20 protein-coding genes are annotated in these 20,595 nt (G+C 70.7%); 4 read left to right on the top strand and 16 right to left on the bottom strand.

The window, feature by feature from the left end; all coding sequences use genetic code 11:
• Window position 1: 1 nt before the first annotated feature.
• Together wsfD and ABJI51_RS26185 are read right to left on the bottom strand one after the other, a co-directional pair.
• On the bottom strand, window positions 2–1,456 hold the full coding sequence (gene wsfD / locus ABJI51_RS26180) for a glycan biosynthesis hexose transferase WsfD (RefSeq protein WP_348952745.1): 1,455 nt from the start codon (window positions 1,454–1,456) through the stop codon (window positions 2–4).
• On the bottom strand, window positions 1,453–3,102 hold the full coding sequence (locus tag ABJI51_RS26185; protein WP_348952743.1) for a DUF8728 domain-containing protein: 1,650 nt from the start codon (window positions 3,100–3,102) through the stop codon (window positions 1,453–1,455). The genes wsfD and ABJI51_RS26185 overlap by 4 nt, the downstream gene beginning before the upstream one ends.
• 245 nt (window positions 3,103–3,347) lie before the next feature.
• Between ABJI51_RS26185 and ABJI51_RS26190 the strand changes: the two genes are divergently transcribed.
• On the top strand, window positions 3,348–5,219 hold the full coding sequence (locus ABJI51_RS26190; protein ID WP_348952741.1) for a DUF6541 family protein: 1,872 nt from the start codon (window positions 3,348–3,350) through the stop codon (window positions 5,217–5,219).
• A gap of 404 nt (window positions 5,220–5,623) precedes the next feature.
• Here the strand turns inward: ABJI51_RS26190 and ABJI51_RS26195 are convergent, their stop codons facing one another.
• The 7 genes from ABJI51_RS26195 to ABJI51_RS26225 are packed head-to-tail and all read right to left on the bottom strand — an operon-like array spanning window position 5,624 to window position 11,986.
• Window positions 5,624–6,592, bottom strand: coding sequence for a lysylphosphatidylglycerol synthase transmembrane domain-containing protein (locus ABJI51_RS26195; RefSeq protein WP_348952739.1), 969 nt, complete (start codon window positions 6,590–6,592; stop codon window positions 5,624–5,626).
• Window positions 6,593–6,604: 12 nt separating this feature from the next.
• Complete coding sequence (locus ABJI51_RS26200) at window positions 6,605–7,849, bottom strand: acyl-CoA reductase (RefSeq protein WP_348952737.1); 1,245 nt, start codon at window positions 7,847–7,849, stop codon at window positions 6,605–6,607.
• A complete protein-coding gene (locus tag ABJI51_RS26205; RefSeq protein ID WP_348952735.1) occupies window positions 7,846–8,898 on the bottom strand; it encodes a LuxE/PaaK family acyltransferase in 1,053 nt (350 codons plus the stop codon). The genes ABJI51_RS26200 and ABJI51_RS26205 overlap by 4 nt, the downstream gene beginning before the upstream one ends.
• Window positions 8,895–10,289, bottom strand: a complete 1,395-nt coding sequence (locus ABJI51_RS26210; RefSeq protein ID WP_348952733.1) for an AMP-binding protein — start codon at window positions 10,287–10,289, stop codon at window positions 8,895–8,897. Before ABJI51_RS26210 ends, ABJI51_RS26205 begins: the two co-directional genes overlap by 4 nt.
• Entirely contained in the window at window positions 10,286–11,017 is a 732-nt protein-coding gene (locus ABJI51_RS26215) for an SDR family NAD(P)-dependent oxidoreductase (RefSeq protein WP_348952731.1), read from the bottom strand. Before ABJI51_RS26215 ends, ABJI51_RS26210 begins: the two co-directional genes overlap by 4 nt.
• Window positions 11,010–11,255 carry an acyl carrier protein gene (locus tag ABJI51_RS26220; RefSeq protein ID WP_348952729.1) on the bottom strand — a complete coding sequence of 82 codons (246 nt, stop codon included), beginning with the start codon at window positions 11,253–11,255 and terminating at the stop codon, window positions 11,010–11,012. The genes ABJI51_RS26215 and ABJI51_RS26220 overlap by 8 nt, the downstream gene beginning before the upstream one ends.
• Window positions 11,256–11,266: 11 nt before the next feature.
• Window positions 11,267–11,986, bottom strand: a complete 720-nt coding sequence (locus tag ABJI51_RS26225) for an acyl-ACP--UDP-N-acetylglucosamine O-acyltransferase family protein (RefSeq protein ID WP_348952727.1) — start codon at window positions 11,984–11,986, stop codon at window positions 11,267–11,269.
• Between the two features lie 149 nt (window positions 11,987–12,135).
• On the opposite strand from ABJI51_RS26225, the gene ABJI51_RS26230 reads away from it, so the two are divergent.
• Both ABJI51_RS26230 and ABJI51_RS26235 read left to right on the top strand, forming a co-directional pair.
• On the top strand, window positions 12,136–13,242 hold the full coding sequence (locus ABJI51_RS26230) for a DegT/DnrJ/EryC1/StrS family aminotransferase (protein ID WP_348952725.1): 1,107 nt from the start codon (window positions 12,136–12,138) through the stop codon (window positions 13,240–13,242).
• A complete protein-coding gene (locus ABJI51_RS26235) occupies window positions 13,239–14,195 on the top strand; it encodes a Gfo/Idh/MocA family protein (RefSeq protein WP_348952723.1) in 957 nt (318 codons plus the stop codon). Before ABJI51_RS26230 ends, ABJI51_RS26235 begins: the two co-directional genes overlap by 4 nt.
• A 4-nt stretch (window positions 14,196–14,199) precedes the next feature.
• Here ABJI51_RS26235 and ABJI51_RS26240 read toward each other — a convergent pair whose 3' ends face one another.
• Window positions 14,200–14,910 carry a hypothetical protein gene (locus tag ABJI51_RS26240; RefSeq protein ID WP_348952721.1) on the bottom strand — a complete coding sequence of 237 codons (711 nt, stop codon included), beginning with the start codon at window positions 14,908–14,910 and terminating at the stop codon, window positions 14,200–14,202.
• On the bottom strand, window positions 14,907–15,416 hold the full coding sequence (locus tag ABJI51_RS26245) for a SigE family RNA polymerase sigma factor (protein ID WP_348952719.1): 510 nt from the start codon (window positions 15,414–15,416) through the stop codon (window positions 14,907–14,909). The genes ABJI51_RS26240 and ABJI51_RS26245 overlap by 4 nt, the downstream gene beginning before the upstream one ends.
• A gap of 123 nt (window positions 15,417–15,539) precedes the next feature.
• Between ABJI51_RS26245 and ABJI51_RS26250 the strand changes: the two genes are divergently transcribed.
• On the top strand, window positions 15,540–16,145 hold the full coding sequence (locus ABJI51_RS26250; protein ID WP_348952717.1) for a hypothetical protein: 606 nt from the start codon (window positions 15,540–15,542) through the stop codon (window positions 16,143–16,145).
• 30 nt (window positions 16,146–16,175) lie between these two features.
• On the opposite strand, the gene ABJI51_RS26255 is transcribed toward ABJI51_RS26250, so the two are convergent.
• From ABJI51_RS26255 to ABJI51_RS26275, 5 genes are read right to left on the bottom strand one after another with little or no spacing between them, the layout of a single operon-like run.
• On the bottom strand, window positions 16,176–16,553 hold the full coding sequence (locus ABJI51_RS26255; RefSeq protein ID WP_348952715.1) for a hypothetical protein: 378 nt from the start codon (window positions 16,551–16,553) through the stop codon (window positions 16,176–16,178).
• Between the two features lie 9 nt (window positions 16,554–16,562).
• A complete protein-coding gene (locus tag ABJI51_RS26260) occupies window positions 16,563–17,186 on the bottom strand; it encodes an acyltransferase (protein ID WP_348952713.1) in 624 nt (207 codons plus the stop codon).
• Entirely contained in the window at window positions 17,173–18,369 is a 1,197-nt protein-coding gene (locus ABJI51_RS26265) for a glycosyltransferase family 4 protein (RefSeq protein WP_348952711.1), read from the bottom strand. The genes ABJI51_RS26260 and ABJI51_RS26265 overlap by 14 nt, the downstream gene beginning before the upstream one ends.
• Before the next feature lie 32 nt (window positions 18,370–18,401).
• A complete protein-coding gene (locus tag ABJI51_RS26270) occupies window positions 18,402–19,331 on the bottom strand; it encodes an NAD-dependent epimerase/dehydratase family protein (RefSeq protein WP_348952709.1) in 930 nt (309 codons plus the stop codon).
• A gap of 23 nt (window positions 19,332–19,354) precedes the next feature.
• Window positions 19,355–20,491: a DegT/DnrJ/EryC1/StrS family aminotransferase gene (locus ABJI51_RS26275; RefSeq protein ID WP_348952707.1), complete on the bottom strand. Its 1,137-nt coding sequence runs from the start codon at window positions 20,489–20,491 to the stop codon at window positions 19,355–19,357.
• Window positions 20,492–20,595 lie beyond the last annotated feature (104 nt).

Below are 20,595 nucleotides of genomic sequence, written 5' to 3' on the forward strand. Positions count from 1 at the left end.
GTTACGGGACCGTAGGTTGTCCCCGGCCGTTCAGCGAGGGAGAACACATTCCGGCGACCGCCAGGACCACGGCCAGCAGGAGCGAGAACAGCGCCACCGACTGGTGCTTGATGCCTTCGATGCCGTCGCCGAGGGCCGCCGTGCCGAACTGCGTCAGCGAGACGGCGAACAGGAACGCCAGGACCACTCCCAGCGCGGTGCGGCGCCGCCTCCAGGCAGCGGCCAGCACGAGCAGCCAGATCGGCACCAGCGCGACCAGCCCGAGCGGCGCGACCAGGCCGGTCAGCCACGACACCACCGGCACCCGGTGCTCCTGGGCGTGCGGCGGGAACCCGGCGGACTCGTCGAAGCTGCCCAGGTAGTCCGGCCGCGCGGTGAGCTGGTCGGTGGCCGCGCGGTTCAGCACCTCCAGCGTCCGGCCGGGGTGGGTCCCGAAGTACGTCACGACGTTCCGGCGGCTCATCCGGTCGCGGTACTGCGGGTACAGCGGGTCCATCGTGGCCGGGTGGGGGTGCCACCAGCCGTTGCCCGCGTACTGCGCGAACGACGGCGGCAGCCCGAGTTCCGCCAGGTCCGCCTGGGTGTCGTGCCTGCCGTCGACGATGTTGAGGAAGATCGAGTTGAAGACGTTGATCTCGCGGGAGTCGTCGCCCGGCCGCGCCGCGAGCGTGCCGTCCGGGGCCACCGCCGGTTCGACGCTCTGCTGCGCGTACAGCGTGACGGCCCCGATCGCGCCGATCACCAGCGCCGCCGACGCCCAGCGCCGGACTCCGCGCAGCGTGCCCGGCCGGACGAGCAGGACCGCGAGCGCGAGGATCGGCAGGATGGCCAGCGTCTGGACCTTGGCGTTGACCGCCAGGACGCCGCCCGCGAACGTCACCACCATGCCCGCGTGGCTCCAGCGGCCGTCACGCGCGGTCAGCAGCAGGCCGCCGGTGCTCAGCAGCAGCCCGAGGAAGGCCGGGCCTTCGCCGAGTATCGCGGCGAAGTACCCGAAGAACGCCGAATCGGCGACGACCAGCAGAAGCCCGGCCGCCACGGCCAGGCGGACCCGGCGCCCGCCGGGCAGGCCCAGCACGATCTCGGTGACCGCGGCCGCCGCGATGACGCTGCTCAGCAGGCCCAGCACGACCAGGCTCAGCGTGTGCGGGAAGCCGGCGACCCGCGCGAGCCGGACGGCCAGGTCGGCCAGCCAGCTCTGCGTCAGCAGGTACGTCGGACGGCACGGCGGCACGCCCGGCGGGGCCGTGTAGACGAGGTGGACGAACGGCTCGGGCAGGCCCTTCCAGGTGATCCCGGCACCGCACAGGACGCGGCCGCCGTCGCCGTTGTTCGACATCGCGATCGGGCGCGGCACCAGGAACCGCACCACGAACAGGGCGAGCGACGCGCCGAACACCCCGATCCCGAGCCGGGCTTCGGCGCCCAGCCGCCGGTCCGGGGCTTCGAGCTTCACGACGGACAGGGTACGTAGCGGAAGTCCGGCCCCTTGTCGAGGTCGGCGACCACGGACTTCGCCTGCTCGGCACGCGGGTACACGACGACCCAGTACGGCGTGCCGACCCGGCGGAACGTCGCGACCTCGTACTGGCCCGCGTACACCGGGTCGATCGCGCAGTGCTGGCGGTCGAGGTAACCGCCGTCGGCGGGGATCGCGACGGTGGGACGGCGGCCGTTGACGACGTAGTCGTAGTCGGTGGCGATGCCGCCGTCGTGGCGCCCTTCGCGGGCGATGTGGTCGTCGGTGCGGCCGAGGACGTCGATGATGAGCAGCTGCCCGTCGCGGGCGGCGAGCGCGCCGGGCGCGGCCGCGCTGACCACCGACCCCGGCGGCAGGTACTCGCCGAGCCAGCCGCCGATCTCGGCCAGTTCGCTGCCGTGTGCGCGCCAGTCGCGCACGCGGTCGAGCATCTCGGGGCTGAACACCGAGACGAGCACCGCGATCCCGGCGAGCCCGCAGGCGGTGACCGGGACCAGCCGGGTCGCGGCTGGCCACGCCCGCGGCCGCGGCGCCGGCTTGGCCGCGACCTCCGCGGTGAGCACGCCGTAGGTCGCGGCGGACGCGACCGCGAGCAACGGCGGCACCGGGGCCAGCAGCCGCCACGCGGGACCGGGATCGCCCCCGGCGGGCACGGCGACGACGGCGAACGCGAGCGCCGTCGCGAACAGCAGCCAGATCAGCGCCCGGGCCTCGCGCGCCTGCGTTCGGCGCAGCACCAACGCGACCGCCGCGACCAGGCCGAGCAGCAGGAAACCCTGGTGGGCCAGGGAAAACCCGGACAGGTACGGCCAGCCGGCGGACAGCCGCGAGCCGACCGGCCCACCCAGCCGCGCGGCGAGCGGCGCCGGGAGGAAGTGCTGGTAGAACGTCACCCGCCAGGCCAGCCGGGGCACCAGGAACACCAGCGCGCCCAGCGCATACCCCGCGGGCGCCCACCAGCTGTGCTCCTTCTTCAGGGCGGCGCCGGCCAGCCACAGCCCGGCCAGCAGGGCCACCACCAGGCCTTCCGGGCTGGTCATCACGGCGAAGGCGACGAGCACCCCGGCAACCACCGGGCGCCGCGCCGCAAGCGCGTAACAGACCGCGAGGACGAGCAGCACGAACAGCGGGACCTCGGAGCCGGACGGCCCGTAGACGGCCAGGCCGCCGGCGCTCGCGGTGAGCACCGCGGCGGCGACCCCGATGGCGGGCCGGTCCCCGCCGCCTGCCCCGGCGACGATCCGGTTGACCAGGAAGTACGCCAGCAGCACGCAGCCGAGCGCGGAGACGACGCCGAACACGACGGCGGCACTGCGCACGTCGGCCCCGAAAGCCGCGCGCGGCAGGGCGATCAGCACCAGCCAGAGGAAGTTCGTGTACCCCTCGACGCGTTCACCGGGGTTGAAGACCGGGCCGTTGCCGTCGGCGATGTTCTGCGCGTAGCGGAAGGAGACGAACGCGTCCTCGGTGACGGTCGCGAACAGCAGCTGGTGCAGCAGGGAGAGGCCGAGGGTGAGCGTGACGACCGTGCCGCGCCAGCCGCGTTCGGTGTCCAGGCGGCTCCAGGTCAGCACCACGATCGCGGCGAGCACCAGCCACGCCAGCACGACCGCGTAGACCACCCGGCCCCCTCACCTCGTCGCCACGCCCTCTTCGCCAGGTTATCGATCACGGGCAGTGATGCGTTTCTTTCGGTTCGCCGGTCCTCGTCCGAAAAATCCGAACATCACGCACCCGCGCCAGTCAATCAGGGCGAAGCAGGGGTAAATATAACCCGATCGGGTGGCATTTCGGACGGCCGAAGTGACGTCACCGAAATGCGTCACCCCGCGGCACGGGACGGATCCGGGGCGGCTTACTCTCCACCGTGCTCTCCGTCAGCGTCGCCATTCTCGTCATCGCCGTCCCGGGCCTGCTGACCGGTCTCGCCGCGGGTTTGCGCGGCTGGGCCCTGGCCGGGCTGGCCCCGTTGCTCAGTTACGCGATCGGCGGTCTCACCGGGCCGTGGACGGCGGCGATGGGCGTGCCGTTCACGCCGCTGACGTACGCGGTTTCGACGGTGGTGTTCGCCGCGATCGCGTTCGGTGCCCGGAAACTGACGGTCCGCCGCCGGAACCCGGAACCGGAGCCGGGCCTGTGGGACCGCCGCGGGCACCTCGCGGTGGCGACCTGCCTGCTGTTCGCGGCGGCGGTCGGCGCGTACGCGGCGTTGCTGGGCATGGGCCGGATCGGCGCGCTGCCCCAGGGTTTCGACGCGGTGTACCACGGCAACGCGGTCCGCTACATCGCGGACACGGGCGACGGCAGCCTGTTCGGCACGGGCCACGTGAACTGGTACGGCGACGCGGCGCCGGTGTTCTACCCGAACGCCTACCACCTGCTGGCGTCGGTGACGTACCGGCTCGGCGGGGCCCCGATCCCGGCGACGCTGGACGCGAACACGGTGCTGCTGCCGGGTTTGCTGGCGCTGTCCCTGGTGACGCTGGTCCGCGAGTTCCGCGGCCGCGCGGTGCTGGCGGGCGCGGTGGCGCTGACGGCGGTGGCGCCGGTGATGGGCGTCTACGAGTCGATGGACCGAGGGCCGCTGCTGCCGTTCGCGCTGGGGGTGACGCTGACCCCGCTGGCGGCGGTGGCGTTGCGCCGGTACCTGGAGCGTGTCGCCCTGGACACGGGCCTGGTGCTGGTCCTGGCGGCGGTGGGGCTGTTGTGCATTCATTCGTCGACGTTGTTCGGCGGAATCCTGTTCGCGGGGCCGCTGCTGGTGCAACGCTGGCTGTCGGGCGGCGTGGTGCGTGATTTGCTGGCGCTGCTGCCGATCGCGGTGGTGTCGCTGCTGGTGGCGTGGCTCCAGCTGTTCGGCGCGCTGGGGCTGGCGGAGAGCGCGGTGCCGTACTACGGCTGGCCGAGCGAGTATCGTGCGACGACGGCGCTGGGGGCGTTGCTGGGATTCCAGCACTACGAGCCGCACCCGCAGGTGTGGCTGTCGGTGGCGCTGTTCCTGGGAATCGTGTTCTTCGCGCGGGCGGGGTCGTTGCGCTGGATCGGCCTGACGGCGGGCGTGACGGGCCTGGCGTACATGGCGGTGGCGTCGTCGAATTCGCCGATCGTGATGGCATTGTCCCGCCCGTGGTGGGACGACCCGTACCGCTTCTTTTCGATGGCGGCGATTCCCCTGACGGTGTTGGCAGCCCACGGCTTGGCATCCACCCAGGCGTGGTTACGGGAACGGCTGCCGTCCCGCGTGCCGGCGGCGGCGATCGCGGTGGTGGTGCTGCTGGGTTTCGTGGTGTTGTCGAACGGGCTGTATGTCCGGTCCAACGGCGCCCGCGTGTACACGGGCTACCAGGGCCAGCTGCGAGTGACCCCGGGCGAGCAGGCGGCGATGGAGGAACTGGGCAGGCTGGCGGCCCCGGGCGAGTGGGCGATGAACGACCGCTTCGACGGAACGGCATGGACGTACGCATTGTCCGGAGTCCGGACGGTGGCGGGCCATTTCGACGAGACGCTCCTGCCATCGGACGCATTGTTGCTGGCGGGACACTTTCGCGATTATCAGACGGACCCGGCGGTGCGCGCCGCCGTCCGGCGGTTGAACATCCATTGGGTGATTCTGGGGAAGCCGTCGAGCGAGCCGGGGAAGCCCCCTTATCAGCCGGGGCTGGTGGGGTTGGATCGGGAGCCGTTCTTGAAGGAAGTGTGGCGCAATTCGGACTCGGTGATTTACCGGCTGGTGGGTTGACGGGGGTTCGGGGGGGGCTGGCTCGGCTGGGGGTAGTTCGCCGGGGATGCTGAGGTCGGCCCCGCCGCTCCCAGGACCCCGTCGTGATCTCGCGGGCCGCCCCGGATGACGTGAACGACTCGTTCATGTCGTCGGATGAGGTGAATGGGTCGCTACCACCGCCGACACCACCGGACCAGCCCCCGCCACTCCCAGGGGGGCGTCCCCAGGTCCATTCTATCGGGGGTGGGCGACAAAAAGGCTGGTTGGGCGCTTGGGCGGCGGAGTTGTCCACATGTGCGTAAGGGCTGTGGACAACCTGGGGATTGCTTACCCGCGGGAACTCGCGGCAGCGGGCGTGGAGGCGGATCGTCAGGCCGGGGTGAGGTGCCCACGGCACGCTCGGCCAAGGGCCGCGGGCTGGGTCAGGCTGGGGTGACGGCGGGGCGGGTTGAGCGGGCGGCTACTGCTGCCAGGCCTGCCGTCAGGAGGTCGGCCACCGTGAACATCACTCGGGAGGCCACCGCGAACGCTGTTGCCTGGCCTACCGTCAGGCCGCTGGCCGTCAGGACTGCTACCTGGGCTACTTCGCGGACTCCTACTCCGCTCGGGAGGATGAAGGCGAACGTGCCGACCGTCATCGCCACTGCCATTGCGCCTACGCAGAGGACGAAACCGCCGAAGCCGGGGGCTCCTACCGAATTGGCCAGGAGCCACAGGTGGACTCCCTGGAGGCACCAGGCCGCCGTCGAGGCGGTGAACACCTTCGTCACCACTCGCCAGCCCAGGGGATGCTGCAGCGGGGGGCGGCGGAGGATGCGCAGGACCAGGGAGGTTCCCCAGGTCAGGATCTTCGGGTGCAGCATCGCCAGGCCGAGCGGGATCAGGACGAACAACCACAGCGCCCGGGGGCTGTTGCTGAACACCGCCGGGGCCGCCAGGAGGGAGACCACCAGTGCCGACACCACGCCCACGGCCAGCTGGATCAGTGAGCCCGTGAAGATGCGGGCTCTGGCCACGCCTGCCTTGCGGCCCAGCTCCATCTGCAGCAGGTACGCCCAGACCGAACCCGGCACGTACTTGCCCAGTGAACCCACCAGGCAGATCTGCGCTCCCCTGGCGTAGCCGACCGGCTTGCCCAGGTCGTCGACCATCACCTGCCAGCCCCAGGTCGACACCATGATCGCCGCGACCAGGGCCAGCAGGCTGAGCAGCGAGGACTCCCACGCGACGTCACGCAGCGTGTGCCAGAACTCGGCCCAGTTCGCGGCCAGCTGCTTTGCCGCGAACGCGATGACCAGGACGATCGCGGCCCAGCGGACGACGTCGAGGATCCGCGCCCTGGCGGACTTCGGCTGCTTTCCCGCAGCAGGCAGGTCCTCGACCGTCGTCATCGACACATCTCCTCAGGCCTGCACCGTCACCAGGCGGCTGAACTCGGAGAGCAGATCGTAACCGTCCCAGACCGCGGAGAACGTCAGGGCCGAGCCGAACGGCACGATCCGGTCGACCCCACGGCCGGCCAGCTCGTGCGCGAACGCCGTCAGCTCCTCCGCCGAGAAGCCGAACTGGCTGACCGTCTGGTCCTTGCGGACCACGATCGGGACCAGCTCCGACAGCGACGACACCTGCGCGTTCGCGAATGTGCCCGCGCCCAGCCACTCGCGCGGGAGCACCGCCGGGTCCGTCAGCTCCAGCGTCGCCAGGCCGTTGCCCTGGAACTCGATCTCCTTGACCAGGCCGTCGACCGCCGCGCCGTAGGCCGAGACGCGCTTCTGGACCGCCATCGCCGGCTCCGTGACGTGCTGCTTCGCCGCCAGGACCGACGCCAGCAGCGTGCGGAACTCCTGGCCCGCGGCCTGGGCACCGGCGGCGTCGCCGACCCAGAACACCGCGCGCGGGGACGAGCAGGCGGCCTGGTCGAACCAGTACGAGTCGTTGTAGAAGCCCTCGGCCGCCGCGCGGCGCTCTTCGGCCGACGCTCGCTGCCAGCCCGCCACCGACGCCACCGCGAACGACGAACGGTCCGGGAACGTCAGGTCACGCGCGTGCGGGGCCAGCGGGTACTTCCGCAGCGCCGCCACCGAGGCGTCGCCGCCCCAGATTACGCGCAGGTCCGCCGCCAGCGACAGGGCGCCGCTCACCTCGTCGCTGCGGTCGTAGGTCACCATGCGCTGGGTCGCCCGGATGGCGTCCGCCACCGAGGCGTCCACTTCGGACAGTGCCGCGTTCAGTGCCTCCAGCACCGCCTCCGCAGCACCCGCCGAGCGCGACGACACGCGCACGACGTTGTGGTTGCCCGCCAGCGCGGACAACGCCCACGAGTAGACGAAGATCGTGTCGACGTTCGCCGGTGGCACGTGGAACACCAGGCCGCGCGGGAAGCGCAGCGCCGTGCCGGAAGCGTCCAGAGTGGACAACGCCTTGGCGATTTCGCCCTTGCGCAGGAAGAAGCCGAGCGACGCCAGCTCCGGGAACCGGCGCGCGGTGGCCGGGGCCAGCAGCTTGCGGGCGAACTTCGTGACGAACTCGACGATCCGCGGGTCGCCCACGCGCAGCCGTCCGCCGGGCGGCTCGGCACGCAGCTCGTCGACCAGAGCGCCGACCGGAACCGGGGCCGCCGCAGGAAAACGCTGAGTCAGGGACGTCATGCGGCCGCTCCCGAGAACGTGTCCGAGCACCCGCGGGCCTCGGCCTTCGGCAGTCTGCCGAGCACGGAGAAGTGCTTGCCCGGCCAGTCGCCGTCGTCGATTCCGTTGTAGACACCCAGGTCTTCGGTGAGCAGCACGTGCCCCGGGTACGACCGCGGCAGCGTCGAGACGACCTCGATCACGCCCGGCTCGCCGACCGGCTGCTCCTCCCACGTCTCCGGGTTGCGGATCACGACGTCGGCGAAGTCCGGGCAGTACAGCGAGTTCCCGGACGGGCCTTCGAGGAACACGGTGCCGATCTGCTCGATCATCCCGTAGTAGTTGTGGATCCGGGTCAGGCCGGTGTCCTCTTTGAACCGCCGCCGGAACTCGGCGTTGTCCACCGCGCGGTCGATCAGCTTCTTCCAGCCGCCGCTGTGGATGAGGATGCCGTTCGACAGGTCCAGCCCGTGGTCGCGCGCGACCTCGTAGAGGTACAGCCAGACCATGAACGTGAACCCGAAGATCAGGAACGGCTTGTCGCCGTACTCGGCGAGGAACTTCTTGACCGCCTCGACGTCCGGCTTGTCGTTCTCGTCGAGCACGTACGTGTGCTTGCGGCCGAAGTTCGCCATGCCCAGCACGCCCGCGCCGCGCGCCGAGAACGACCGGCGGTTCTTGATGATGCCGATGGTGTCGACCATCAGCATCGGCAGCCGCTCGCCGCCGAGGACCTCCTGCAGCGTCGCGCCCAGCTGCTTGGTCTGCGCGCCCGCCGCCTCCTTGTCCAGGTAGATCCGGGACGCGCCGGCACCGGTGGTGCCCGACGACGTCAGCGTCTTGAACACCTCGCTGTCCGGGATCGACTTGAGATCGTGCGTCTTGAACATTCGCACCGGCAGCCACGGCAGGTCCGCGATCGTGGCGAAGGACGCGGAAGGCGCGATCCCGAGCGAGGCCAGGATCCGGTCGTAGCCCTCGGAATTCACCCGATGGTGGGCGGTGAGCGAAGCAAGTTCGGGCAGCAGCAAAGCTTCCCGGTCTGCCTGCGACCGCGTGAACACGCTCATACCCGCCCCTCCAAGGTCCGGTAGTCGATCTTGCCGCTGGCCAGCAGCGGCACGGTGTCGATCGGGCGCACGTCGAACCCGCTGGCGTGCAGGTGCAGCCGCTCGGCCAGCGCCTTCGACGCGTCCTTGCAGATGCCGGCATCGGCGCCCTCGGCGAACAGCACCACCTTGTCACCCGCGGGCACCGCCGCCACCACGTCGATCCCGACCGCCGCGGCACGCACGGCGTGCTCGAGGTCGTCGAGGCTGACGCGGTTGCCGAACACCTTGCCGATGCGCTTGAGCCGCCCGGTGATGAACAGGTACCCCTCTTCGTCGAGGTACCCGAGGTCACCGGTGGCGAGCACGCCGCCGTATTCGTCACCCTTGGCCAGTCCGGACTCGTCGTCCGCATAGCCCATCATCACGTTGGGCCCACGGTAGACGACCTCACCGACAATTTTCGGATGCGTGGTCTCCGACCCGTCGTCCCGGCGCACGGAGAACGACCCGCCCGGCAGCGCCGGCCCGGCGGAACCGAGCTTTTCGGCCAGCCGTTCGGCGGGCACGGTCGTCATCCGCGGGGACGCCTCGGTCTGGCCGTACATGACGTACATCCGGCCGCCGACGGCGAGCATCTTGTCGTTGAACTCGGCGATCAGGTCGTCGCGCAGCTTCCCGCCTGCCTGCGTCAGCGTGCGCAGCGTCGGGTACTTCGCGGGGTCGAACTTGAGCCGCCGCAGCATTTCGTAGTGGTACGGGACGCCCGACAGGGACGTGACGCCGTAGGTGTTCACCGCGTCCCAGAACCCGCGCCCGAGCACACCGGACGGCTCGATCACGATGGTCGCGTCCCGCACCAGGTGCGAGTTCAGCACCGACAGCCCGTAGCTGTAGTGCAGGGGCAGGCAGGTCGGCGCGACTTCGTCGGCGTCGATGTGCAGCACCTGCGCGATGGCGTCGGCGTTGGCCAGGATCGCCTGCCGCGAGAGCCGGACGAGCTTGGGGTTGCCGGTCGATCCGCTGGTCGGGAGCAGGACGGCCAGGTCGGGATGCGGTGTCACGCCGTCGGCTGACGTGCGGACCCAGTCGGCGCCACGCGTGACGTACCCCGCGGGCGCGTCGCCGGACGCCGACAGCACGGCCGCCGGGCGGAACCGCGAGACCAGCCCGGCCAGCACGTCGGCGTCCAGCGCCGGGTCGATCAGCGCGATCGCCCGGCCGGATTCGAACGCGCCAAGGTAGGTCAGCACGCTGGGCAGGTCGACCGACATCCGCGCGAACACGACTCCGGCCGGCAGCGCGCTCAGCGCTTCCATCGAGCGGCCGACCTCGGCCGACAGTTCCGCGCCCGCCAGTGTGCGGCCCCCGGCCACGTCCACCAGCCGAGCCCCCGCACCCAGCAACGTCACAGCACCAAGCCTCCGTCGACGCCCAGCACCTGCCCGGTGACGAAGGACGCCTCGTCACTCACCAGGAACCGGATCGCGTTCGCCACTTCTTCCGCGCGGCCGAGGCGCCCGAGCGGCGTCCGGCCGGCGTTCTCCGCCTTCGCGTCCTCGCTCAGGCCCGCGGTCAGGTCGGTTTCGATCACGCCCGGCGCGACCGCGTTGACGCGGATGCCGGACCGGCCGAGTTCCTTCGCCGCCGACCGCGCGATGTTCGCCACCGCCGCCTTCGACGCCGCATACACCGTCTGACCTGCGCTGCCGTACTCGCCGACGATCGAGGCGAGCACGACGATGGCGCCGGTCTTCTTCCGCAGCATCGCCCGGGCCGCGGCCTGGACGGTGTGCAGCGTGCCGGCGACGTTCGTGCTCAGCGTCGTGTCGACGGTCTCCTCGCGAATCATGCCGAGGAGCGCGTCCTCCATGATCCCGGCGTTCGCGACGACGATGTCGAGCTTGCCGTGCTCCTTGGCGACGCCCCTGACCAGCGAAGCCACCGCCTTCGCGTCGGTGACGTCGAGGGCGAGCCCGGAAGCCGCGCCCGCGGAGGCGGCCGCCTCCTTGGCCCGTGACTCGTCGCGGCCGGTGAGCACGACCGTCGCGCCCGCCTCGACCAGGGCGCGGACGGTGGCCAGGCCGATCCCCCGCGTCCCGCCGGTGACGAGCGCGACGCGGCCGGTCAGATCAGTCATTCTTCGCCTGGAGCTCGGTCACCATGTCCACGGCGACCTTGAAGCTCGACATGTCGATGACCTGGTCGGTGTCGAACTCGACGTCGAACTCGTCCTCGATGGCCGCGACCAGCGCCATGTGACCGACCGAGTCCCACGCCTCGATGTCGCGGTACTTCAGGTTCTCGACGTCCACGTCACCGTCGAGATCCAGCGCCTCGACGAAGACCTCGCGCAGCTTGGGGGCGACTTCCGACATGCTCACAGCTCCTAGTGCTCTTCGCGCGGGCGGGCGTCCCACGCCTTTACCAAGGTAGAGAGGTCGCCGGGCAGGGTGACGTCCGGGAGACCCGCCTTGCCCTTCAGCCACGGTCCGAGGGCCTCGATCGTCTCCTCGTCGAGACCGCGGCGGGACAGGCCCACCACGTTGACGCCGGTCACGCGGGCCGGGTTGCCGACGGCGATGGTGAACGCGCCGATCTCGCGCCGCACCGCCGAGCCCATGCCGATCATCGCGCCGGGCCCGATCACGACCTTCTGGTGCAGGATCGCGCCCATGCCGAGGTTCGCACCGTCCCAGATGTGGCAGTGGCCACCGGTGACCGCGTTGGAGGCGATCGTCACGCCGTCGCCGACCAGGCAGTCGTGCGCGATGTGGGAGTTGCGGAGGTAGTAGCCGTCGCTGCCGACGGTCGTTGTCCGCCAGGTCCCTTGGTGGACACTGACGTACTCGCGGATGCGGTTGCGGCTGCCGATGACGACGCCGTGACCGTCGTGATCCGGGTCACCGGACGGCGCGTCCGCCCAGGCGGCGGGGTGCGGCCGGTTACGGTCCTCGCCGGGCGTGCCGATCGTCACGTGCGGGCCGATCCAGTTGCCGTCGCCGATCCGCGTCGGGCCGGCGATCACGGTGAACGGGCCGATGACGTTGTCCTCGCCGAGTTCGACGCCTTCGCCGATGACGGCGGTCGGGTGGATGCGGTTGGCCACGGGTGGTCGTCCGTTCGTCGGCGGCTGGGTACTGGGCGTGCTACCGCGCCCGGTAACGTGTGGCCCGCGTTGCTGCAGGGCGGCCGGGCGCAGAACCGGCGGCTCACTGTACCGGACGCGCCGAAATCGCCTGCCGAGAGAGACTGCCCATGATCCCCATCACCGTGGTCGACGTACGCGACGCGGAGGACCTCGTCGTCGAGGTGCTGCGTTCCGGCGCCATCGCACAGGGACCGATGGTCAAGCGCTTCGAAGACGCCTTCGCGGCGGTCTCCGGGACGAAGCACGCGATCGCGGTCAACAGCGGGACCACCGCGCTGGTCGCCGCGATCCAGGTGCTCGACCTGCAGCCGGGCGACGAGGTCATCACGTCGCCGTTCACCTTCGTGGCGACGCTCAACGCGATCCTCGAGGCCGGCGCGACCGTCCGCTTCGCCGACATCCGGCGCGACGACTTCAGCATCGACCCGGACGCCGTCGCCGCGGCCGTGACCGACCGCACGAAGGTGCTCATGCCGGTGCACCTCTACGGCCAGACGGCGGACATGGGCAAGCTCGTCCCGCTGGCCGCCGAGCACGGCCTGCAGGTGATCGAGGACTCGGCGCAGGCCGTCGGCGCGTCGTTCGAGGGCAAGCCGGCGGGCTCGTTCGGCATCGGCTGCTTCTCGCTGTACGCGACGAAGAACATCACCACCGCCGAGGGCGGCGTCATCACCACCGACGACGACGCGCTGGCCGACCGGCTGCGCGTGCTGCGCAACCAGGGCATGCGCGCCCGCTACCAGTACGAGGTCGCCGGCCACAACTACCGGATGACCGACCTGCACGCCGCCGTCGGCATCCCGCAGCTGGCGAAGCTCGACCAGCTGACCGCCGCCCGCCAGGCCAACGCGAAGCGCCTCTCCGAGGGCCTCGCCGGCACGCCGGGCCTGGACGTCCCGCAGGTGCTGCCGGGCCGCGAGCACGTCTGGCACCAGTACACCGTGCTGGTCGGCCCGCACGCGATGCTCTCGCGCGACGAGCTGTCCGCGGCGCTGACCGAGCGCGGCATCGGCAACGGCATCTACTACCCCAAGATCGTCTTCGACTACGACTGCTACGCGGGTCACGACCTGATCCCCGGCGCCCGCGTCGAGGACTTCCCGGTGGCTCGCGCCGTGGCGGAACAGGCGCTGTCGCTGCCGGTCCACCCGCACCTGTCCGAGTCCGACCTGGACACCATCATCGAGACCGTTCGCGAGGTACTGGGCGCATGACGCATCGGATCGCTCTTGTCGGGACCGGGAACATGGGCTCCCTGCACGCCCGGGTGCTCGCCGCCAACGAACGCGTCGACCTGGTCCGCGTGATCGACCCGCGGGAAGAAGCCGGCAAGGCGGTCGCCGAGCGGTACGAGACGCAGTGGACGCCGGAGATCGGCTCACTGTCCGATGTGGACGCCGTCGTGCTCGCGTCGGCGACCGAGGCGCACTACGACCTGGCGCAGGAGATCCTCGGCCAGGGCAAGCCGATGCTGGTCGAGAAGCCGGTCTGCAACAGCTTCGAGAAGTCGCAGGAGATCGTCAGCCTCTCGGCCGCCAAGGGCGTCCCGCTGATGTGCGGGTTGCTGGAGCGCTACAACCCGGCGGTCATGACGGCGCGGGCGCTGGTACACGAGCCGGTGCACCTGATGGCGCGCCGCCACGGCCCGTACGCGCCGCGGATCAAGACCGGCGTGGCGTGGGACCTGCTGGTGCACGACGTCGACCTGGCGATCCAGTTCTTCGGCGGCGCGACGCCGTCGCGCGTGACGTCCGGCGCGGGCTACTTCCACCCGCAGTCGGCCGAGGGCGCCGAGGACACGATCGAGACGGTGCTGTCGTTCCCGACCGGCCTGGCCACGGTGTCGGCGTCCCGGCTGGGCCAGAAGAAGGTCCGCTCGCTGGTGGTGTCGGAACTGGACCGGCTGATCGAGATCGACCTGCTCCGCCGCGACGTCACGATCTACCGGCACGTCTCGCACGACTCCGTCACCCCGGACGGCCTCGGCTACCGGCAGCAGACGGTCATCGAGATCCCGGAACTGGTGACCGCGCGGGAGCCGCTCGCGACGCAGCTGGACCGGTTCTGCGACCTGCTCGAAGGCAAGATCGACGCCGACACCGAGCGGGACCTCATCCTGCCGTCGCACCACGTCGTCGAGCAGGTGCTGACGCAGGCCGCGGCCTAGCCGCCTACTTGGTGAGGCGCTTGCCGTCGGCGTCGTAGGCGATCAGGGGTGTCAGGACGGCGGAGTCGGGGACGACGTCGGGGTTGAACCAGAAGATGACCACCTTCGGGTCCTCGCTCCACCGGGCGAGGCGAGCCTCGACGGTCCGGCCGTGCACCGTGGTCGTGATCCGCGCCGCCGGGCCGGCGAAGTAGCCGAAGACCGGGATGACCTGGTTGCCGACGGTCTCGCCGCCGTCGGTGGCGTGGAAGCCGAACGAACGGTCGGAGCCGCGGAACTCGTTCGTCACCATCAGTGACTGCAGCGACGTCCCGGACCGGACGCCGACGACCAGGCCGAACCCGACTTCCGGCAGTTCGGGCAGGGCGATGGCCCTGGCGTAGAGGACGAGCTCGCCGCGGCCGTCGCGGGTCCGGATCCCGGTCCCGACGACGTCCCCCATCGGTTTCTCGCCGGACGGTGCCGGAGACGTCGTGGACAGGGCGGCCGACGGCGGCTGCGCGACCGGCGCGGGCGCGGGCTGCCGCAGCTGGACGGCGAACACCACGACGAGCACGACGACGGCCGCGGCGGCGATCCCGCCCGCACCGGTCAGCACGCGGCGGCGACGCCGCAGGCGCGTCCCGTCGGCCATGATCCGGGCCAGGTCCGGCTCGGCGAACGGCTCGCGGGGCGGCTGCCGGAGTGCGGCGCGGAAGTCGTCGAGATCGTTCATCGCCCGCTCCCTCCGATCAGCGTGTCCTCGGTGCCTGCCTCGACGCGCAGCTTGGCCAGCGCCCGCGAATTCGTGCTCTTCACGGTACCCAGCGAAACGCCCAGCTCACGGGCGACATCGGCTTCCGGCAGGTCGAAGAAGTGCCGCAGCACGACGACGGCGCGTTCCCGCGCGGTCAGCGTCTTGAGCACCGCGGTCAGCCAGGCCCGCTGGGTGACGGCCTTGTCGACGTCGAGCCGGTCCGGCCGCTCGGGCATCGCCTCGGTGGCGTACTCGCGGAGCGGGCGCCGCCAGCCGTCGATGACGTGGTTCACCAGTACCGTGCGGGCGTAGCCGTAGGCGTCCTTGTGCCGGACCCGCGACCAGGCCGCGTAGGTGCGGGTGAAGGCGGTCTGGGCGGCGTCCTCCGCCTGGTGACGGTCGCCGGTGAGCAGGTAGGCGGCGTGCGTGAGCCGGGCCGACGACGCGCGGACGAACTCCGCGAACTCCTCGTCCCCGCGCGCCATGCAGCACCCCCCGTTCCTTTCCCCAGCGACGGACGGGCCGGGGAAAGGTTGCGTCGCGGCCACGGCCGAAACGTTGCGTAACCGCAATCCCACAGCAGGTTACAGAGAGCTAGATTGTCCTCCGTGCGCAAATTGGGGGGAATCTTCGCCGCCACATGCCTGCTGACCTGGGTCGCAGGGTGTTCGGGCGGCTCCACGACGGCGGCGCCGGCGACGACGTCGGCGCCGTCGTCATCCACTTCCGCTTCGGTCAGCAAGCCCAAGACCACCACGGCCACGCCGACGCCGACCTTCGCCGCGGCCGTGTCGCCGTCGAAGGTGACCGGTGCCTGCCCGTTCCTCGGGAGCATCGAACTCCGGCAGGTCGTCGGGGACGGGAACAAGAGCAGCGACGAAAGCACCGAAGGGCCGGCGCAGAACGTGGGGTCCGGCAAGGCATACCAGTGCACCTACCCCGGCCGGGGTGCCAAGCTCTACGTGGCCGCCCTCCCCGGCGGCCCGTCGCCGTCGGCGATGATCGGCACCCTCACCAAGAAATGCGGCGAAGCCGCCACGCCGGTTCCGGGCGCCGGCGACACCGCCGCCCGGTGCAAGATGGCCGACGGCGCGGAGATGGTCGTCGTGGGCAAACACAGCCACGGTCAGCTGCGGGTCGCCCAGCTCTTCATCGCACCGACACGGACCGACGTCTACGACTCCCTGGCGAAGCTGCTCGGCGGCCGGCTCTAGCCGCCCAATGGGCCCCACCAGCGGAAACCGTCACGAGCGCCGGACAGCCAGCCACCGCCAGCGGGGCTGCTCGGTGACCACCGTGACGGCCGCCAGCAGCGTCACCACCACCGCTGCCCACAGTGGCCAGGCGATCCACGAACTCACCGCCGCCGCCACCAGTTGCAACAGCACCAGCAGGATCGTCACCCAGCCCGGGACCGGGACCATCACCTTGGCCTTGTCGCCCGGTGTCGAGAAGCAGGTCGGCAGGCCGATCAGCACCACCACCGACAGCACGGCCAGCGGCCACGAATATCCCGCCAGCGCCCACGGTGTCGCCACCCAGGCCACGAGTTCGGTCGCGAAGCGGAACACGGACGAAATCCGGTCGTCGGGACGCCCGGTAGCTGTTCTTTCCCCAGTCACCGGGGGAATCTACTCCGAAAAGTCACCCGGTGGGGCGCCCCAGCCCGATGACTGGCCGCGTTCCTCCGCGAGGGCGCGGCGGCGGGCGTTCTCCGCGCGGACGCGCTCGGCTTCGGCCTGGATGTACTCCTCGTCGTAGCGCTGGAACACCCGGGCCGGGTTGCCCGCCACCAGCGTGCGCGGCGGGACGTCCTTGGCCACCACCGAGTTCGGCTGGACCGTCGCGAAGTCGCCGATCGTCACGCCCGCCATGATCACCACCAGGCCGCCGATGAAACAGCCCTTGCCGATCTTCACCGGCTTGCGCTCGATCAGGTCGCTGCCCGAATGGTTCTGCAGCGTCATGTTCGCCAGCCAGCTCGAATGCGTGAAGATCAGCGTGTTCAGCCCGATGCTCGTGTGCTCGCCGATCTCCAGGCCGCCGCTCGCGTCCAGTGCCGCGCCCTCGCCGATCCAGCAGTGGTCGCCCATCTTCAGGTTCTCGGGGCTGATGATCTTCACGCGCTCGCGTACGCGGCACGTCGACGGCAGCCCGTAGAACGCCGCCCGCTCGGCGTCGTTCATGTACTGCGAGACCAGCTCGGTCAGGATCTGCGGGCGCAGCCGGTGGCTGCGCTCGTCATCGAAGAACATCGGCTTCCGACACCAGTTTCTCGAACGTGCGCAGGTGCTCCTCGGCGACGACGTCGAGGCCGAAGTTCGACCGCACCAGCTCGCTCTCCCGCTGCGCGATCAGCGCGCGCTTCTCCGGGTCGTCGAGCAGCTCGATCACCGTGCGGGCCACCGCGTCCGCGTCGTCCGGGCGGACCAGCAGCACGTTCTCGCCGTTGCGCAGCTCGATGCCGGGGTAGTTGTCCTCGGTGACCGACGCGATCGTCGCCGTGCCCGACAGCATCGCCTCCAGCGACGCCGTGCCGCAGCCGCCGTTGAGGTCGTGCGTCACGATGTCCGCCGCCGCGAAGTACGCCGGGACGTCCTCCTTCGGGACCGCGCCCGTGACGACCAGTGCCTCCGCGACGCCCAGTTCCGCCGCCCGCTTGAGGAACGCGTCGTGGTAGACGCGGCCCACCACGATCACCCGGACACCCGGGTGCTTGTCCAAAATGGACGGCAGGGCCTCGATCAGCGGCAGCCGGTTGCGCAGCGGGATCACGTGCCCCAGCGACACGATCAGCGGCGCGTCGCCGATCCCGTGCTCCGCGCGGACGTCCTTGGTCACCGGCTTCGCGAAGTGGCCGGTGTCGACCGCGATCGGGAAGTACTCCGAGTTCGCGTCGCTCGTGCCGTAGCGCTCGACGCAGTAGTCGACGCCCAGCTTGTCGAGGATGACGTAGCGCGGCTTGATGTAGTTCAGGATCGGCCGCACCAGCGCCGCGTCCAGGAACCGGAACACCCCGCCGTACAGCTTGTTTTCGCTGATCAGCAGCGTGTGGATGGTCAGAAGCGCCGGGACGCCGTGGCGGCGTGCCCAGATACCGGCCAGCCACGACAGGTCGAAGAACTGGCCGTGCAGGTGGATCGCGTCCGGCTTGAACTCGTCGAGCAGCTTCCACAGCCGCCGCCAGTTGCCCGGCCGCAGCGACGCGAAGCTCATGTCGAAGTCGATCGACAGCCCGATCTGCGGCATCTTCACCGCCGGGAGACGCACGACGCGGTAGCCGTCGCGCTCCTCCTCGGCGGGTGCCTCGCCGTACGCGGCCGTGATCGCGAGGACCTCGTGCCCGGCTTCGACGAACTGCGCCGCCAGCGAGGCCGCCATGTGCGCGCTGCCGCCCACCCGCGGCGGAAAGAAGTTGTTCACCACCGCGATGCGCATCGCACGTCCTCGGGCAGGCCCCGCAGTAGCACTCACTCGGTTTCCTTGACCAGGTCCCGCATGCCGTCCTCGACGGTGATCCGCGGCTCCCAGCCCAGCACCTCGCGGGCCCGGCTGATGTCGGCCGCGCGCCGCGAGACCAGCACGTCACGCTCGTTGAACAGCGGCTCGACGTCGACGCCGACGGCCTCGATGAGGATCTTGGCCAGCGCCGCGATCGACGTGTCGATGCCGGTGCCGATGTTGATCGGCAGGTTCGCCTTTTCCGACTCCAGCGCCGCGACGACGGCCCGCGCGAGGTCGGACACGTGCACGAAGTCCATCGACTGGTCGCCGCGGCCGTCGATGATCGGCGGCTGGCCCGCGCGCAGGCGCTGGATGAAGTGGTTGATGACCGAGGTGTAGTACGCCTCGATCTTCTGGCCCGGCCCGTACACGTTGAAGAACCGCAGCGCGGTCCAGGACAGGCCCTTGGTGCGCTCGTAGAAGCCCAGCAGGTCCTCGCCCGCGCGCTTGGAGATGCAGTACGGCGTCAGCGGGCGCAGCTCGTCGTCCTCGTGCATCGGCAGCCGCTTCGGGTCGCCGTAGACCGACGCGGTCGAGGCGAACACCAGGCGCTGGACGCCTTCGTCGGCGGCCGCGGCGAACACGTTGTGGTTGCCGATCATGTTGATGTCGATCGACTCGTGCGGGTCGGCGATCGACTTGTTGATCGACACCGTCGCGAAGTGGATGACGTGCGTGCAGCCCCGCATCGCCTCGCGCACCGCGCCGCCGTAGCGGACGTCCTTCTCGACCAGCTCGACCTTGCCGGTGGCGACGAACTCGTTGACGCGGGCCCGGTCGCCGCGCGTCATGTTGTCGAAGATCCGGACCGTGTAGCCACCCTCGATCAGCAGCGGGATGACGTGCGCGGCGATGAACCCACCGCCCCCGGTGAAGAGCACCTTCTTGTCGGACACCAATTTCTCCTCGGTAGGCGGCTTCAGGACAGGGACTGCACGGCGGCGCGCACGACCTCGGCGACGCGGGTGACCTCGGCGTCGGTGAGGTTGGCGTGCATGGGAACGGCGAGCTGGCGCGCGAACGCGTCGGCCGAGACGGGGAGCGGGGGCTGGGGGCCGTAGACCGGCTGGAGGTGGGAGGCGTACGTGCCGAAGTTGCACTGGACGCCCTGGGAGCGGATCCGCAGGGCCAGTGCGTCGCGGCTGATCTCCGGCGCGACCGTGAGCAGGTAGGCCTGCCACGGGTGCTCGCGGTCGGGCAGCTCGGCAGGCACGGTCAGGGCGTCGACGTCGGCGAACGCCTCGTGGTAGCGCTTGGCGACCGAACGGCGGGCCGCGAGCAGGTCCGGCAGGCGGTCGAGCTGGACGTTCATGATCGCGGCCTGCACGTCCGACAGGCGGAAGTTCCAGCCGAGCTCGTGGAACTCCGGGATCGGCAGCGTGTCCGAGCCCTCGCGGCTGATCGCCGGCTCGATGCCGTAGGTGTGCAGCTTGCGGGCACGGGCGATGAGGTCCTCGCGGTCGGAGACCAGCGCGCCGCCCTCGCCTGCCGTGATGCCCTTGCGGCCGTGGAAGGAGAACGCGGCGAGGTCGGCGAGGCTGCCTGCCGGGCGGGTCTTGTACGTCGCGCCCGCGGCGCACGCGGCGTCCTCGAAGAGCCAGAGGCCGTGCTTGTCGGCGATCGCGCGGTATTCGTCGAAGTCGCCGGGCTGGCCCGCGACGTCGACGGCGAGGATGCCGACCGTGCGCGGGGTGACCAGCGCCTCGACGTGCGCCGGGTCGGCGCTGAAGATGTCCGGCCGGATGTCGGCGAACACCGGGGTCGCGCCCGCCTGGACGACGGCGTGGCCGGTGGCCGGGAAGGTGTAGTCGCCGACGATGACCTCGTCGCCCGGCCGCACGCCGAGCACCTTGAGGCCGAGGAAGAGCGCCGACCCGCAGTTCGCGGTCGTCAGGGCGTGCGCGGTCCCGGTGACCTGCGCGAACCGCTCTTCGAACCGGCGGCACGCGGGCCCGGCACCGGCCAGCCAGCCGGACCGGAAGACCTCGGCGACGGCGGCCAGCTCCTCCTCGCCGACGGTCGGCTGACCGAGGGCGATACTGCTGTCGGACGACATAACTCTCCCATTGCGTGGGGACCCGGCGAAGTGTATAGACGCACGCTCAGGTGATTCACAGCCCCACGCCGTACCCCACTTTCGAGTGAAGCTCACCGCAGGTC

This window comes from Amycolatopsis melonis (assembly GCF_040064235.1).
In the GTDB taxonomy this organism is placed as follows: Bacteria; Actinomycetota; Actinomycetes; order Mycobacteriales; family Pseudonocardiaceae; genus Amycolatopsis; species Amycolatopsis melonis.

Excerpts from the sequence above, each read along its gene's own strand:
- ABJI51_RS26195 (WP_348952739.1), bottom strand. The coding sequence starts at position 6,592 with ATGACGACGGTCGAGGACCTGCCTGCTGCGGGAAAGCAGCCGAAGTCC.
- ABJI51_RS26200 (WP_348952737.1), bottom strand. The coding sequence starts at position 7,849 with ATGACGTCCCTGACTCAGCGTTTTCCTGCGGCGGCCCCGGTTCCGGTC.
- ABJI51_RS26205 (WP_348952735.1), bottom strand. The coding sequence starts at position 8,898 with ATGAGCGTGTTCACGCGGTCGCAGGCAGACCGGGAAGCTTTGCTGCTG.
- ABJI51_RS26215 (WP_348952731.1), bottom strand. The coding sequence starts at position 11,017 with ATGACTGATCTGACCGGCCGCGTCGCGCTCGTCACCGGCGGGACGCGG.
- ABJI51_RS26220 (WP_348952729.1), bottom strand. The coding sequence starts at position 11,255 with ATGTCGGAAGTCGCCCCCAAGCTGCGCGAGGTCTTCGTCGAGGCGCTG.
- ABJI51_RS26230 (WP_348952725.1), top strand. The coding sequence starts at position 12,136 with ATGATCCCCATCACCGTGGTCGACGTACGCGACGCGGAGGACCTCGTC.
- ABJI51_RS26235 (WP_348952723.1), top strand. The coding sequence starts at position 13,239 with ATGACGCATCGGATCGCTCTTGTCGGGACCGGGAACATGGGCTCCCTG.
- ABJI51_RS26240 (WP_348952721.1), bottom strand. The coding sequence starts at position 14,910 with ATGAACGATCTCGACGACTTCCGCGCCGCACTCCGGCAGCCGCCCCGC.
- ABJI51_RS26245 (WP_348952719.1), bottom strand. The coding sequence starts at position 15,416 with ATGGCGCGCGGGGACGAGGAGTTCGCGGAGTTCGTCCGCGCGTCGTCG.
- ABJI51_RS26260 (WP_348952713.1), bottom strand. The coding sequence starts at position 17,186 with ATGTTCTTCGATGACGAGCGCAGCCACCGGCTGCGCCCGCAGATCCTG.
- ABJI51_RS26265 (WP_348952711.1), bottom strand. The coding sequence starts at position 18,369 with ATGCGCATCGCGGTGGTGAACAACTTCTTTCCGCCGCGGGTGGGCGGC.
- ABJI51_RS26275 (WP_348952707.1), bottom strand. The coding sequence starts at position 20,491 with ATGTCGTCCGACAGCAGTATCGCCCTCGGTCAGCCGACCGTCGGCGAG.